The organism is Ensifer sp. 38_S197 (assembly GCF_056924495.1).
This window is the reverse complement of sequence record NZ_JBXOVZ010000001.1, coordinates 805,577-820,181: the sequence shown is the minus strand read 5'-3', so window position 1 is coordinate 820,181 and position 14,605 is coordinate 805,577. Positions and strand designations below refer to the sequence as shown.

Sequence of the window (14,605 nt, the reverse complement as noted above, 5' to 3'; positions counted from 1 at the left end):
TTGCAGAAGCAGTTTCGTCGCAGGGGCAGCGCCGCCAAGAACTGGGTCCAGGGTTCGATACCCCTCAAGGCGTGAGATTGGGACGCTGCCAATGGTCGTGGATGTTCACTGCCATTTTCGTTGGGGGGGCTAGCGCAGGGATCCCCGATATTGCCGGTGGGCGCCCTGGTTTTAAACCAACTTCCGAATTCAGCACGCGCCCAAACTCGCGTAATGTATCGACTGGAAGGCGCCGTATTTATGCCGGCGAGCAATACGGTGTTGACGTCCGGAACGTAGATCTAACCGGTGCTGGATTCCGAAGTGAAGCGGATTTCGAGCCGCGGGAGAAAACCAAGGTGGATCGCTTGGCGTGCGAGCGAGAAGGCACCGGTGACCACGGCCTGGCTCGCAATGATGGTTGCCGCCGTTGCGAGGATGATCACCGGCAGCAGCGCCTATACCGGAAACATCAGGTAAAAGGGATCGGAGGAGGCGGATGGGGCGTCGAGGACCAGTGCACCCTGTCCGAGATAGTTGAGGGCGAGCGATGGAAACACGAGAGCGAACTAGGCCGCCTGGATCGGCCGCCTCCCGAAATGACCGAGATCGGCGTAGAGCGCCTCCGCCCCCGTGACCGTCAAGAACACTGTACCGAGCACAATCAGGCCGACAAAGCCCGCGTGCGTTATGAAGTTGACCGCATGGATCGGGTTGAGAGCATTGAGGATGGAGGCGTCGTCAGCAATATGGGCGAGGCCGCCGGCCCCCATCACCAGAGAGCTTCAATGTTCATGTGCGACTTATCGCGACGAAGCGATCCCGCACGATATCGACCCGGCCGGCAGGACCACGGATGTTGCCGTTAAGGAAATCATCGAAGTCACGGTGCTCCAACAGCGCGCGAAATTGGCCGGCAATGAAGTTCCGGATGTCGTCCTCTGTCGTGGTGATTTCGCCCGGGAGGCTTTCTCTTCCGTCGACGATAAGAAGGATGTCTTCCGCATCCCGGCTCATGAAAAGATCATCGTTTCCGGGCCCGGCAAAGGCTTCGAGCTTCGTTGCAAGAAACAGCGCCGGCGTCAGCACCTGAATGGACAGATCTTCTGAAAGCTGATGCTGCGTCGCCGTTTCGATGCCTTTCGCGTACCAGCGATTGCTGAAGCCGAGGATGTTTTCGTCATCGGGCATGAAATCAACCTTGAGAGGACCAAGACGCATCCGGCATATCACCTCCTCGTCAGCCGCCTCTACAAAACCGCGCTGTCGAAGCTCTTCCTGAAGATGCGCCCATTCCGCTTGGCCTGTCAGATCGACGATGAGATCGATGTCGTCGGTGGCGCGAACATCCTCGAGCGTGACGGGATCGGTGATGAACAGCGCAGTAGTACAACCGCCGACAAAGACCAGTCGTCTCCGCAGGTCCTCGCCAGGTGCGGCTGCAACGGCTTTGAGCATCTCTAGCAATTGAGCGCGGATTGCTGTCATTTACTCATGATCTTCGACTTGAGGTGATCGGTTGCGAGACCGACTTCCCGCTGGTTCCCGAGCCTAATCGCATCTACCAATGCCAAGTATTCATAAAGTCGCCAGTCTTTCAAAGCGGCCTCCGGGACGCTTTTGAAAAGGGGGGCGACCGTTTGACCCATCTCTCGTCCAGCGGGGTGGGGCCAGACGTAGTTATAGGTCCCGCCGCTGACGAGAAGCTCTTGAAGCATCGGCGCAGCAAACGCCGTGGGGACGCCGCGTTGCATCGGTCCCACCTGTGCGGGAAACACGAACTTAAGGCCATGGGTGACGAACCCGAAAAGGTTTCGCCGATGCGGCCGTGGTTCATTGGTGCGACTATCTTTCCGCGCGATCCCGGAAGCGATGCTTCTCTTGATCGACTGCGCGATTTCGGATTTGCTAATCCCGAGCAGGGCTTCGAGATTTCGCACCGAATAAGGGTCGCCGCCGAGGGATTCAGATCGCAGTTGATCTGTACCCCTTGTGAGTTCCTGGTCCTGCAGGCTGAGTAGCTTCAGCAGGACGATTATGTCTTGGCTTTTCATGGCGACTGTCCTTTGTCCTAGGACTGAGGACAGTAAGCACGAACTTTTCCGCCTTGTCAAAGCCGGAGTGGCCGAGATTTTACCCATTGCCAAGCCGGCGGCGTCTGCCGCCGGCCGCTCTGGCTGAAATCGAGAATACCGACAGTGTTTTGTTATTTAGCGCGGCGAGTCTTTGGGAGGTCGCCATCAAGCGCGGGCTTGGCCGCGCCGATTTTACCGTGGATGCTCGCCTACTTCGTCGCGGTCTCATCGATAACGGCTACCACGAGCTCCCAATCACTAGCGAACACGTAGTAGCGGTGGATGGACTGCCGGCGATCCATAAGGACCCTTTGATCAGATCTTGGTCGCTCAATCGATCGTGGAGGGTGTCACGCTGTTGACCGTTGATGAACTGGTCGGGCAATATCCGGCCCCCATTCGCTGCATGCAAAATAGCTCGAAGTCCCTGCTCGCTCATACGGGGCGAGCCGGTGTTGACGACTTCTGGCGCGTTCACGTTTCCCTCGGCGGTGCTGCAGCGTAGGCGCTTGCGGTAGGCCGCAGGCTAAAGGTTGAACTGCGTGCGGTCGAGGAGGCTTAAGAGACACCGATCTGCGCCACCGATCGCACGCGCGCCTTACTCATGATTCCAGTAGTAGACGGCGAATCGTCTTTATCCTATCGGTTGAGTATGAGAACGAGCCTGGAACATCTTCCCGAGAAGAAGCAGCGCGAGCTTGATCGCGTCGTGGAGATCATCCACGAGGAGTTTGCCGATGCGCTCGAGGGTGGCTCGGCCGACTTCAAGAAGCGCGGGCGGATCCTGAAGATCATCCTGTTCGGCTCCTACGCCCGCGGCACCTTTGTTGACGAACCGCACACGATGAAGGGCTATCGCTCCGATTACGATATCCTCGTCATCGTCAATTCGAAGAAGCTCGCAGAACCGGAATATTGGGACAAGGCGACCGACCGGTTGATGTGGGACAAAGGAGTGTCGACGCCGGTTGGGCTGATCGTCCATGGTGCCCGGGAGGTGAACAACTTCCTTGCGGACGGACAGTATTTCTTCGTCGATATCCTGCGCGAGGGCGTCGTGCTCTACGAACTCGACGACCGGCCTCTGGCCGAGCCGAAACAACTCTCGCCTGCCGACGCGCTCAGGGTGGCGAAGGAGCATTTCGAGAGACAATGTGCGAGCGCGAATTACTTTTGTCAGTTGGCTCGATACGCCATCTCTGACAAGCAGCGAAATCATGCAGCGTTTAATTTGCACCAAGCAGTAGAGACAGCCTATTCCTGTCTGCTCCTCACCCTTACCAACTACAGCCCACCGTCGCACAATATCAAATTTCTCCGCGGTCTCGCCGAGGATCGGGATCAGCGGCTGGTCGGAGCCTGGCCGCGCGACCAGCATCGCTTTACCGCCTGGTACAACGTTCTCAACGAAGCCTATGTGAAAGCACGTTACTCCAAGCACTTCGAGGTCACCGAAGAAGGGCTGGGCTGGCTTCTCGAGCGGACCGAACATCTCCACCGCCTTGTCGAGACGATCTGTCAGGAGCGGCTGACCGAACTGGCTCGAGTAGTGGACGCCACCTGAGCCCTCGTCTTGGTCGGGATTGATGGTTGGGTCGATGGTTCGACCGCGCCTTCACGATCAAGCAAGGCATCGTCACTCCCGACGATCTTCTCTTCAGGGTAGGCCGCTTCCATCGTAAATCGCAACCGCGATCTGTTTCGGGAAATTCAGCGGCGCAAGGAGGCAGGCGGGTGAGAGCCTGCAATCCCGCCATTCAACTGCGCGCCGGCCCGATTCGTTTTCCTGGCGACACTGATAGCGCGCCACCACAGGCGCTGGCCCCATGCATCAATTTGGCTCTTCCTCCAGAAATATTTTCTGCTCAGTGACCGCGGCGACGGAACGCCGCGGGGCCCATTGAGGCGCCGGGCGTTGACGACGTTTCTCGCCTCGGAGAAGGCGGTTTTAGACCCCGGATGTCGGCTCGAAACGGGGCGTTGGAAGGGACTTGTTAACCTTCATTTCCTATCGCTTAGAAGGCCGCGGCGATGTCTCTAGCTCTTCCAGGACCCATGCGTATTCCCAGGACAAACTTCTCACAGGCTGCTTTGCATGATGCAAACCAGGCGGATTATATCGATGGTCCGCATGACGATGCGTTGAGCGGTATGCCCACCCATGAGGCGGAAACCGCCGACCCCTATCAGTTGTATGAGGCGCCGTCGGCACCCCGCCGTGCCGCCAACCAGCAGACCGAAACGCTTAGCCGCGCAACGCGTCTCTATGGCCAGGGCTCGGCCTATGCGCCGGCGCAGGTGACCGCGACGACCAGCGAGCCGCTGCCGACGTTGTCGGAGATTGCCGGCCACTACGGCGATTCGACCTGGGAGAGCCATTTCTTCCTGGCGCCGAACGTCCGCTTTACCCGTACGCCGGAGCGCGAGTTCATGAAGCGGCGCGCGCCGCAGGTCGAAGAAGGCGAAACCGCCACCGACGAAACATCGGCGGCGGAAGTCGACGCGGCAACCGTCGAGATGACGGTGGAGCCTGCGCCGGTTTCTGCAGAAGTGATCGAGCCCGCCGTGACGGCTCCGGTTGAACCGGTACAAACGGAAACATCCGCTGTTGCCACTGACGCCGCGCCGCAGGCCGAGGTCACGCTGCCGTCCTATAGCCCGTCCGAACTGTTGCGCATGCTGACGAACCAGCTCCCGACCTGGACCGCGGCACAGAACACGATCGAGCCGGCGATGCTCCTGCGCGCCGAGGCTCTGGCCGATGACAGCGTCTCGCTTGCGCCGGTTCTCACGACGCCGATCGCCGTTTCCGAACCTGTCGCGGAGCGCGCGCCCGCTCCAGAACCGACCAGCCCGGCCGCCGATCATAGCGCCGCGCGTTCGAGCTTCCTCTCCGACTTCGCTTTCTTCGAATTCGGCCCGGCCGATGATGTCGAAATCGCCGGCGAGGAAGCCACGCGCCCGAAGCCCTTTGTCGAGACGCCTGCGCCCCCGCAGATTGCGCCGTTGACCGCTCCCGTTGCTGCTGTCCCGCCGGCACCGGTGCGTCCGGTCGAAATCCGCCGCATGCCGCCGACGGCAATCACATCGCTGTTCCGCGTCGTTGATGTCCGCGGCGCGAAGGCCGAGGGGGGGTCGGCTCCGTTGCAGCCCGCCGTCGCCGAGCCCGTTGCGGCCATTGCTTCGGCCCCCGTTGCAGTGGCCGAGACATCTGCGGTCGTCGTCACCACCGAACCGGAAGTCATCGACGCCGAACCGGTCGAAATCGAGCAGCCGGCGCCGGTCGCCTCCAAGGCGGCGATCACCATGCCGGCCCAGGTCACGCGTGCGCCGAGTGCCTTGCCGGCCATTGGTACAACCGATCGCGCCTCGAGCGCGGATAACTACGAGTTCCCGTCCGAGGACCTCCTGCAGGAAGCGCCTGTCGGCCAGGGCTTCTTCATGACTCAGGAGCAGCTCGAACAGAATGCTGGTCTGCTCGAAAGCGTGCTGGAGGATTTCGGCGTCAAGGGCGAGATCATTCACGTCCGTCCGGGGCCGGTCGTCACACTCTACGAATTCGAGCCCGCGCCGGGCGTGAAATCGTCCCGCGTCATCAACCTCGCAGACGATATCGCCCGCTCCATGTCGGCGCTTTCGGCCCGCGTCGCGGTTGTCCCCGGTCGCAACGTCATCGGTATCGAACTGCCGAACGCCACCCGCGAGACCGTCTATTTCCGTGAGCTGATCGAATCCGTCGATTTCCGCAAGACCAGCTACAAGCTGGCGCTTTGCCTCGGCAAGACCATCGGTGGCGAACCTGTCATCGCCGAGCTCGCGAAGATGCCGCACCTACTCGTCGCCGGCACCACCGGTTCGGGCAAGTCGGTGGCGATCAACACGATGATCCTTTCGCTACTCTACCGGTTGAAGCCGGAAGAGTGCCGTCTGATCATGGTCGATCCGAAGATGCTAGAGCTCTCCGTCTATGACGGCATCCCGCATCTGCTCACCCCAGTCGTTACCGACCCGAAGAAGGCGGTTATGGCGCTGAAATGGGCCGTGCGCGAGATGGAGGATCGCTACCGCAAGATGTCGCGGCTCGGTGTGCGCAACATTGACGGCTACAACCAGCGCGCCGCCGCCGCCCGCGAAAAGGGCGAGCCCGTGATGTGCACGGTTCAGACCGGCTTCGAGAAGGGCACCGGCGAGCCGCTGTTCGAGCAGCAGGAAATGGATCTGGCGCCGATGCCCTATATCGTCGTCATCGTCGACGAGATGGCCGACCTGATGATGGTCGCCGGCAAGGAGATCGAAGGCGCGATCCAGCGCCTGGCGCAGATGGCGCGTGCCGCCGGTATCCACCTGATCATGGCAACGCAGCGTCCCTCGGTCGACGTCATCACCGGCACGATCAAGGCGAACTTCCCGACGCGTATCTCGTTCCAGGTCACTTCGAAGATCGACAGCCGCACGATTCTCGGCGAACAGGGCGCCGAACAATTGCTCGGCCAGGGCGACATGCTGCACATGCAAGGCGGCGGACGCATCGCCCGTGTTCACGGTCCTTTCGTCTCCGACCTTGAGGTCGAACACGTGGTCGCGCATCTGAAGACCCAGGGGCGCCCGGAATACCTGGAGACCGTTACGGCCGATGAGGAGGAAGAGGAGCCCGAGGAAGAAACGCCGGTTTTCGACAAGAGCGCGCTTGCCTCCGAGGACGGCAACGAACTCTACGACCAGGCGGTCAAGGTGGTCCTGCGCGACAAGAAGTGCTCGACCTCGTATATCCAGCGCCGCCTCGGCGTCGGTTACAACCGTGCCGCCTCGCTGGTCGAGCGCATGGAAAAGGAAGGCCTCGTCGGCCCCGCCAACCATGTGGGCAAGCGCGAGATCATCTACGGCAACCGCGACCACATGAATGCGCCCGACAACGACGATATGGATTGATTGGAGCCGCTCTTACACGGATCCGCTATGCCGAACTATCGAATAAGCCGCCTCCGGGCGGCTTTCTCGTTTCTGTAACAGGGAATTGTTCCCGGGCGCGCTAGCCACTGCGAAGACCGGTCGTCTTGTTTTGCACATATCAAAATAAAAACGTTTTTATTTTTCTTGAAAACGTTTTTATTGGCTGCTACCTCTAATCTCCAGGAGAGGCCGACGCCTGGGGAGGGTGCATGGCGACTGAAATGCACAGGGCGCAGCGCGCGCCGACGCCGACGATCAAGACCTTGGCCGAGATGACCGGCTATTCCATCGCCACGATCTCGAAGGCGCTGCGTGAATCTCCCGTGGTCGCCCCGGCGACCCGTGACCTTATCTTCAAGGCGGCGCGTGAAGTCGGCTATCAGGCGAATGCGCGCGGCATGGCGCTTCGCACCGGCAAGAGCTTCCAGGCGGCGGTCCTGATGCCGGTAACCGCTGCGCGCGACTACGAATGGGACGGCGTCGAATATACGCAGACCTTGAGCGGCATCAGTCAGGCGCTCGAAGGTACGGACTATCGTATGTCGGTGCACGTCATCCGCGATGCCGCCGACGGCGCCGAGGCCGCGCGCCGGATTGTCGATCAGGGATTGGCTGACGGCCTGATCTTCTCCGGCATTCTCGCGGAAGATCCGCGGATCGATCTGCTCGTTGCCGAGCACTTCCCCTTCGTTTCGATGGGGCGCTGCCGCAAGGATCTCGTCTACGCCCATGTGGATATCGACAACGAATGGGCGGCGCATGCGGCGACCGCACGGCTGATTGCCGGCGGCCACAGGCGGATCGCGCTGGTCAATCCCGAGCGGCGGCTCTCCTATGCGCTCGACAGGGTCGACGGGTTCGTCCGGGCGTTTCGCGAGGCGGGTCTCGATGCGCCGATGGCGCTGATCGCCGAAGGCGATCTCTCGACCCATTTCGGCCGGCAGACGGTGATCGACTTCCTGCAGCTGGACGATGCCCCGACCGCTTTCGTCTGCATCAACGAATCCACCACGCTTGGCGTGCTTTCGGGGCTCGGCAGCCTCGGGCGCCAGATCGGCGTCGACGTCGACGTCATCGCCTATGACGACATCAATGTCAGCGCCTATTTCACCCCGCCGATCACCACCTTCTACCAGCCGATCGAAGTGCTCGGCCGCACGCTCGGACAGTTTCTGCTGCGGCGCATGGAGGGTGAGGATCCCAAGGCGCTGCGGCAGGTCTTCAGGCCGACGCTGATCGCGCGCCAGCCCGACAATCTCGGCGGCCGCCTTAAAAGTTAATCATCCAAGGAGGAGAACCATGAAAAGACTGATGATTGCCCTGGCCGTTGCGGCCCTTGCTTCGAGCGTTTCCCATGCCGCCGATCTCGGCGGTAAGCTTCTGAAGGTCGGCTCCGACACGACCTCGCCGCCGATGGAGAGCATCGATCCAGCAACCGGACAGGTTGTCGGCTTCGACGTCGACGTGGTCAATGCCGTCTGCGCCAAGATCAACTGCCAGGCCGAATTCATCACCACCGGCTGGGACGGCATCTTCGCAGCCCTCGACCAGGGCAATTTTGACCTGGTCGCATCGGGCGTCTCGATCACCGAGGAACGCAAGAAGGCGATGGACTTCTCCGATCCCTATATCGTCAACAGCCAGGCCGTGCTGATGCGGGTTGAAGATCAGGGCATCACCCTCGACCGCTTCAAGGATGCCGGCAGAAAGCTCTCTGCCCAGGCGAACACGACGGACGCGCAGGTTGCCGAGAGTGTTGTCGGCAAGGAGAATGTCGCAGCCTACGACACCTTCAGCGCGGCAATCATCGCACTCAAGAACAAGGACGTCGACGGCGTCGTCATTAACGGCGCCAACGCTGCCGCTTACGAACGCGAATTCGCCGGCGAACTCGTCGTTGCCATCAAGGACCTCGAATCCGATCCGCTTGGCCTCGTTTTCCGCAAGGGTGATGAAAACGTCGCGGCCTTCAACGAAGGCCTGAAGATGATCAAGGACGACGGCACGCTCGACCAGCTGATCAACAAGTATTGGGGCCTGAAATAGGCTCTCAGTGCCAATCGGACCCGGAGTGCGCATCGCGCTCCGGGTCTTCCGTCTGTTTATCCATGCCCCCGGAGGAATGAATGTCGTTCCTGAGAAGCGTGCGTCCGAGCAATCTGATCATCCTGACCGCGCTGCCCTTCATCATCTATCTCTTCATTTCCTCCGGCGACTACCAGCGCTCGCTGAGAGCGATCCTCGGCGTGGAAAACGGCTCCTCGGCCTTTGTGACCGGTTTCCTGGCGCTGGCAATCGCATTCTGCTCGGGCATTTCTGTGCTTGTTTTTTCGCGCGCCAAGGCGCTGCGTCCGCGCTTGGCCAACCTGGCGGCACTCCTTAATCTCGCTGCGGCCGCCGTGCTTGTCATTGGCCACAACATCCATCCCTTCATTGCCTCTGTCGTTGCCAACGGTGTCGATCCGTTCAAGTCGACGCTGATCGTCAAGGGTGTGACGCCCCGTCAACTGACCGAGGCGGCCGACCTCATGGTGCGAGGCGTCGAGGCCTGGCTGTTTCCGATCTATTTCGCTGTCACGGTGGTTGGGCTTGGTCTCCATTTCCTGAGCAGTCGCTCCGATGCCTCTTCCAACGGAAGGGCGCGGCGCATGGCCCGCTGGATCACCGGCCTCGTCAACGGCGCGGGTCTCGTCTTCGTCTTCTTTTTCGCCCATATCGCCTTTGCGGCAGGGGTCGCGACCACCATCCGTGCGGCGATCGCCGCCTATATTCTGGCGGCGCTCATGGGCCTCGTCTGGGTCGGGTTGCTGCAGCTCAGATCGACCGCCAGAACCAGCCTCTATTTCGCGCTTGCCACGCTGGTGCTGGCGCTCGCCTCCGGCTGGTTCCTGATGCAGCCGCGCGACGCCTATGTGCTGGCCGGTACGCTGGACGGCAAGGTCGGCATCGTCACCAACACACCGGCGGGCCTGATCAGCGCCGTGCGCTTCGGCCAATATGATGGCGCTCCGCAGACGGAGACACCGGTGCGCACCTTCGTCGGCTCGACCGAGGCGCTCGCATCGATCGCCAAGGGCGAAGGTGTATCCGCGGCCCTGTTGCCGGTGGCCTCCGCACCAGCCGACATGCCGGTCATCTGGAAGACCGAAGCATTGAATGATCGCGATCGCGCCGCCGGCGTCACCGTCGCCGTGCTTGCAATCATTCTCGGCCTCTTGAGCTTCGGCGGCTACCTGCATCAGCGCCATCCGCTAGCGATCGGATCGGAATTCATCGTCGATACGATCCGCGGCATCCCGATGCTGGTGATCGTACTCTATGTCGGCCTGCCTTTGAGCGGTGCACTGAAAGATGCGACGCAAGGCGTGCTCGACCCGCCGAACCTGATGCGCGGTATTGTCGCCATGGCGCTTGCCTATTCGGCCTATCTCGCCGAAATCTTCCGCTCGGGCATCAACGCCATACCGGTTGGCCAGATCGAGGCGGCGCGCAGCATCGGTCTCAACCGCTGGCAGACGGCGCGGCTCGTCGTGTTGCCGCAGGCGTTCCGCATTATCATTCCGCCGCTCGGCAACGAGTTGATCGCGATCCTCAAGGACACGTCACTGCTGTCGATCCTCTCGATCCGCGACATCACCCAGCGCATGCGCGAGTTCCAGTCGGCGAGCTTCCTGCCGTTTGCGCCTTATAACTCGGCGGCGATCTTCTACATCTTCCTGACGCTGGCGGCCGCAAGCCTCGTCAACATGATCGAGCGGAAATATGACATCAAGCACCGCTAGACCTCGCACGGTGCTGATATCAGGCACCTCCCGCGGGCTCGGCGCGGAGCTCGCGCGGCTCTATGCCGAAGACGGCTGGCGGGTGATCGCCTGCCAGCGGGGAGCGATCCGGGCCGAAGACGCGACGGATCGGTTGACGCTGGACGTTGCCGATCCTGCCTCGATTGACGCACTCGGACGGGCGCTCCAGGGCGTCGCGATCGACGTGCTGATTAACAATGCGGCCGTGCGCGGCGACATTGGCGGCCTCGCGACACTCGATACGGAAGGCTTTCTCGATGTGATGCGCGTGAATGCGCTGGCGCCGCTGCTGGTGACGCGAGCGCTGCTTGCGAACCTGCGTGCCGGCGAGCGCCGGGTCGTCGCCAATATCAGCAGCCGCGCCGGCTCGCTTGCCGAAGGTACACTCGACGATGACGACGGCGACTATGCCTATCGCTGTTCGAAGGCGGCGCTGAACATGGTGACGGTCAAGCTTGCGCAGGACCTGAAGAGCGACGGGATCTCCGTCGTCTCGCTGCATCCGGGTTGGGTGCAGACCGATATGGGCGGCAGCGAAGCCGTCGTTTCGGTCGCAGAGAGCGCGGCCGGACTGAAGGCGATCATCGACAAGACGGATTTGGCCGATAGCGGCAGCTTCCACGCCTATGACGGGCGGCGGGTTTCGTGGTGACAGGACAGTGAGAATGGCAGACAGAGATTTGAGAACCGAGCAGGAGCTGGCAACGATCCGCGGCTGGCTCAGCGAGACCCACGGCATCGAGGCGAGCCTGTCGCCGCTGCCGGGCGAACACGACCTCAACTATCGGGTCTTTGCTGCCGATGGCCAAGAGTTCCTGCTGAAGCTGCACGCCGCCGGCAACGCGGACGAGCTCGATATGCAGGTGGCGGTGCTCGAACACCTCGCTGCCAAGGTGTCGGGTCTACCGATATCCCGGGCCTTTCGCGACCGCTCAGGGGCTGCTACCAGCAAGATCGAACTTCGCGGCCCGCGTACAGCGCGGCTTCTCTCCTGGCTGCCCGGCGACGTCTGGGCGAAGGCGCCAATCCGCAGCGCCGCCAGCGCCGAAAGCCTCGGGCGCCTGCTCGCAGGGCTTGATCGCAACCTGGAAGACTTCTCCCACGCCGGCGCCAAGCGGCTCTATGGCTGGGATATCGGCCGGGCGGACATGCATCGCAAACACGTCGAGCTGATCGATGGCGCCGACAAGCGTGCGGCGGTCGACGTAATCCTCGAGCATTTCGCTACGACGGTCTTGCCATGCCTCACAACCTGCCCGATGCAGGTCATTCACAACGACGCCAACGACTACAACGTGCTGCTCGACGAGGCGGGTCAGGTCAGCGGCCTGCTCGATTTCGGCGACATGGTCGAGACCTGGCGGGTGATCGAAGTCGCCGTCGCCTCGGCCTATGCGCTGATCGGATCGGACGATCCGGTTGGGACCATCGCAGCGCTCGCCGGCGCTTACCATCAGGTCAATCGCTTGAGCGAAGCGGAAGTCGAACTGGTCTTCGATCTGGTGTTGACCCGTTATGCAGTCAGCATGTGCATGGCGGCCAAGCAGATCCGCGAGAACCCTGAGAATACCTACCTGCTCGTCAGTCAGGAGGATGTCTGGCGCGAACTCAATCGCCTGCGGAGCGAGAACCGGAAAATCGCCGTGGCGCGCATCCGCGACGCCTGTGGTTTTGCGCCGATCCCGCAGGCAGCCGCGGTCGTCCGTTGGCTGGAAAAGAACGCCCATGACTTCGCATCGATCGTTCGGTCTTCGGCCAGCAAACCGAAAGTGACGGTGTTCGACTTCTCCGCCTCCGGCCCGGAGGCCGCGCAATGGGCCAACCTCGATGCGGCGAAGGCCGAAGCCCGGATCGCGGCTGAGATCGGCAGCGAACAGGCCGCCTTCGGCATTGGTCGCTATGGCGAGGACCGCGGGATCTATCAGGGCGAGGCCTACGAAACGGCAGCAAAGGGCGCACGTCGATCGGTGCATCTCGGCGTCGATATTTTCGCCCCGGCGGGCGAGCCGGTTACCGCACCTTTTGCCGGCAAGGTCGCCTTCATTCATGACGACGCCGTTGCCTGTGGTTTCGGTCCGACCGTGTTGCTCGAACATGAGATTGAAAGTGGCGTGCAGTTCTGGACGCTCTACGGACACCTGTCGCGCGAAAGCGTCGCCAAGCTCTCCGAGGGGCAATCGATTGCCAAGGGTGAGGTCTTCGCTGCCTTCGGCACGGCCGAGGAGAACGGCAGCTGGGCGCCGCACCTGCATTTCCAGATCGTCACCGACCATCTCGGCCTTGGCGGCCGCATGCATGGCGTCGGCGTGCGCGATCAATGGCAGGTGTGGCGCGAGGTGAGCCCGGACCCGAGTGTCGTGCTTGGTCTCTCGGCGCCGGTGTCGGTGATCGTGCCGCGCGACAAGGCGTTCCTGGTGCGCGAGCGCCATCGCCGCATTGGTCGGTCGCTGAGCATCGCCTATAGCGCCGCACCGCTAAAGATCGTTGGCGGCGAAGGCGCGCATCTGATCGACGAGGACGGCACGCGCTGGCTCGACATGGTTAACAATGTCTGCCACGTCGGCCATTGCCATCCGCGCGTCGTCAAAGCCGCGCAGGCGCAGATGCAGCGGCTGAACACCAATTCGCGTTACCTGCACGATTCGCTGGTCGAATATTCCCGAAGGCTTGCCGCGCAGTTCCCGGATCCACTGAATGTCTGCTTCTTCGTCAATTCCGGCAGCGAGGCGAATGACCTGGCGATCCGGCTGGCGCGTGCCTATACCGGCAACCGCGACATCGTCACCGTCGATCACGCCTATCACGGCCATCTGTCGAGCCTGATCGACGTCAGCCCCTACAAGTTCGCCGGCAAGGGCGGGGAGGGGCAGAAGGCGCATGTGAAGGTCGCCGAGATGCCGGATCTTTACCGTGGGCGCTACCGCTACGGGGATGCGGATGCCGGTCGCAAATATGCTGAGGACGTCCGCAATCAGGTCGCAGCGCTTGCCGCCAACGGCCGTCGCCCGGCGCTGTTTTTCAGCGAGGGCATCCTCGGCACCGGCGGGCAGTTGACACTGCCGGAAGGCTATTTGCGCGAAGCCTATGCGCATGTGCGAGCCGCCGGCGGCCTCTGCCTCGCTGACGAGGTGCAGGTGGGCTTCGGCCGCGTTGGTAGCCACATGTGGGCGCATGAGCTGCAGGGCGTCGTGCCCGATATCGTCACCATGGGCAAACCGATCGGCAACGGCCACCCGATGGCGGCCGTTGTGACGACCGAAGCGATCGCCGCCTCGTTTGCCAATGGCATGGAGTATTTCAACACCTTCGGCGGCAATCCGGTTTCGGCCGAAATCGGGCTTGCGGTGCTCGACGTCATCCGCGACGAACGGCTGATGCACCATTGCCGCGTCGTCGGTGACCGGCTGATGGACGGCGCGCGGGCGCTCGCCGAAAAGCACGCGATCATCGGCGATGTCAGGGGCCATGGCCTCTTCAACGGCATCGAATTGGTGCGCGACCACGAGACGCTGGAACCGGCAGCGCGCGAGCTCGATTTCGTCATCGCCGAGATGAAGCACAACCACCGGATTCTCTTGAGCAGCGAGGGGCCGCATCACAATGTGCTGAAGGTGAAGCCGCCAGCCCCCTTCAGCGCCGAGGATTGCGATTACTTCCTCAACGCTTTGGACGAGACGCTCGGGCGTCTAACGCCCTGACAGAAATAACCAAAACGGTCGCCGTCCGGCGGCCGTTTTGCTTTTGCGCTTGACCTTCAACAGCAAAATCTGATCAACGCGATTTTTTCCTTTACAAGAA

General features: G+C 61.8%; 9 protein-coding genes and 1 pseudogene. 7 read left to right on the top strand and 3 right to left on the bottom strand.

Annotation, left to right across the window (positions count from 1 at the left end):
- Positions 1-284: 284 nt before the first annotated feature.
- From AC1Z3V_RS03700 to AC1Z3V_RS03690, 3 genes and pseudogenes are all read right to left on the bottom strand, one after another.
- Positions 285-758 (bottom strand): annotated as a pseudogene (locus tag AC1Z3V_RS03700) (KUP/HAK/KT family potassium transporter); the annotation flags it as partial.
- A 13-nt stretch (positions 759-771) separates the two neighbouring features.
- Positions 772-1,467, bottom strand: coding sequence for a hypothetical protein (locus AC1Z3V_RS03695; protein WP_483497282.1), 696 nt, complete (start codon positions 1,465-1,467; stop codon positions 772-774).
- Positions 1,464-2,033, bottom strand: coding sequence for a hypothetical protein (locus AC1Z3V_RS03690; protein ID WP_483497281.1), 570 nt, complete (start codon positions 2,031-2,033; stop codon positions 1,464-1,466). Before AC1Z3V_RS03690 ends, AC1Z3V_RS03695 begins: the two co-directional genes overlap by 4 nt.
- Positions 2,034-2,706: 673 nt before the next feature.
- Here AC1Z3V_RS03690 and AC1Z3V_RS03685 point away from each other — a divergent pair.
- The 7 genes from AC1Z3V_RS03685 (at position 2,707) to AC1Z3V_RS03655 (ending at position 14,505) form a co-directional block, all read left to right on the top strand.
- Positions 2,707-3,618: a nucleotidyltransferase and HEPN domain-containing protein gene (locus tag AC1Z3V_RS03685; RefSeq protein ID WP_483497280.1), complete on the top strand. Its 912-nt coding sequence runs from the start codon at positions 2,707-2,709 to the stop codon at positions 3,616-3,618.
- 491 nt (positions 3,619-4,109) lie between these two features.
- Complete coding sequence (locus tag AC1Z3V_RS03680; RefSeq protein WP_483497279.1) at positions 4,110-6,983, top strand: DNA translocase FtsK; 2,874 nt, start codon at positions 4,110-4,112, stop codon at positions 6,981-6,983.
- Between the two features lie 230 nt (positions 6,984-7,213).
- On the top strand, positions 7,214-8,284 hold the full coding sequence (locus AC1Z3V_RS03675) for a LacI family DNA-binding transcriptional regulator (RefSeq protein ID WP_429818452.1): 1,071 nt from the start codon (positions 7,214-7,216) through the stop codon (positions 8,282-8,284).
- Between the two features lie 19 nt (positions 8,285-8,303).
- Entirely contained in the window at positions 8,304-9,050 is a 747-nt protein-coding gene (locus AC1Z3V_RS03670; RefSeq protein WP_334196993.1) for a transporter substrate-binding domain-containing protein, read from the top strand.
- 80 nt (positions 9,051-9,130) lie between these two features.
- On the top strand, positions 9,131-10,786 hold the full coding sequence (locus AC1Z3V_RS03665) for an amino acid ABC transporter permease (protein ID WP_483497278.1): 1,656 nt from the start codon (positions 9,131-9,133) through the stop codon (positions 10,784-10,786).
- A 10-nt stretch (positions 10,787-10,796) separates the two neighbouring features.
- Complete coding sequence (locus AC1Z3V_RS03660) at positions 10,797-11,459, top strand: SDR family oxidoreductase (protein WP_483499534.1); 663 nt, start codon at positions 10,797-10,799, stop codon at positions 11,457-11,459.
- Positions 11,460-11,472: 13 nt separating this feature from the next.
- The gene (locus tag AC1Z3V_RS03655; protein WP_483497277.1) at positions 11,473-14,505 is read left to right on the top strand and encodes an aminotransferase class III-fold pyridoxal phosphate-dependent enzyme; all 3,033 of its coding nucleotides are present in this window, start codon (positions 11,473-11,475) and stop codon (positions 14,503-14,505) included.
- Positions 14,506-14,605 lie beyond the last annotated feature (100 nt).

Bases quoted from the DNA above. Each gene is read 5' to 3' on its own strand.
- AC1Z3V_RS03695 (WP_483497282.1), bottom strand. From the start codon at position 1,467: ATGACAGCAATCCGCGCTCAATTGCTAGAGATGCTCAAAGCCGTTGCA.
- AC1Z3V_RS03690 (WP_483497281.1), bottom strand. From the start codon at position 2,033: ATGAAAAGCCAAGACATAATCGTCCTGCTGAAGCTACTCAGCCTGCAG.
- AC1Z3V_RS03685 (WP_483497280.1), top strand. From the start codon at position 2,707: ATGAGAACGAGCCTGGAACATCTTCCCGAGAAGAAGCAGCGCGAGCTT.
- AC1Z3V_RS03680 (WP_483497279.1), top strand. From the start codon at position 4,110: ATGCGTATTCCCAGGACAAACTTCTCACAGGCTGCTTTGCATGATGCA.
- AC1Z3V_RS03675 (WP_429818452.1), top strand. From the start codon at position 7,214: ATGGCGACTGAAATGCACAGGGCGCAGCGCGCGCCGACGCCGACGATC.
- AC1Z3V_RS03670 (WP_334196993.1), top strand. From the start codon at position 8,304: ATGAAAAGACTGATGATTGCCCTGGCCGTTGCGGCCCTTGCTTCGAGC.
- AC1Z3V_RS03665 (WP_483497278.1), top strand. From the start codon at position 9,131: ATGTCGTTCCTGAGAAGCGTGCGTCCGAGCAATCTGATCATCCTGACC.
- AC1Z3V_RS03655 (WP_483497277.1), top strand. From the start codon at position 11,473: ATGGCAGACAGAGATTTGAGAACCGAGCAGGAGCTGGCAACGATCCGC.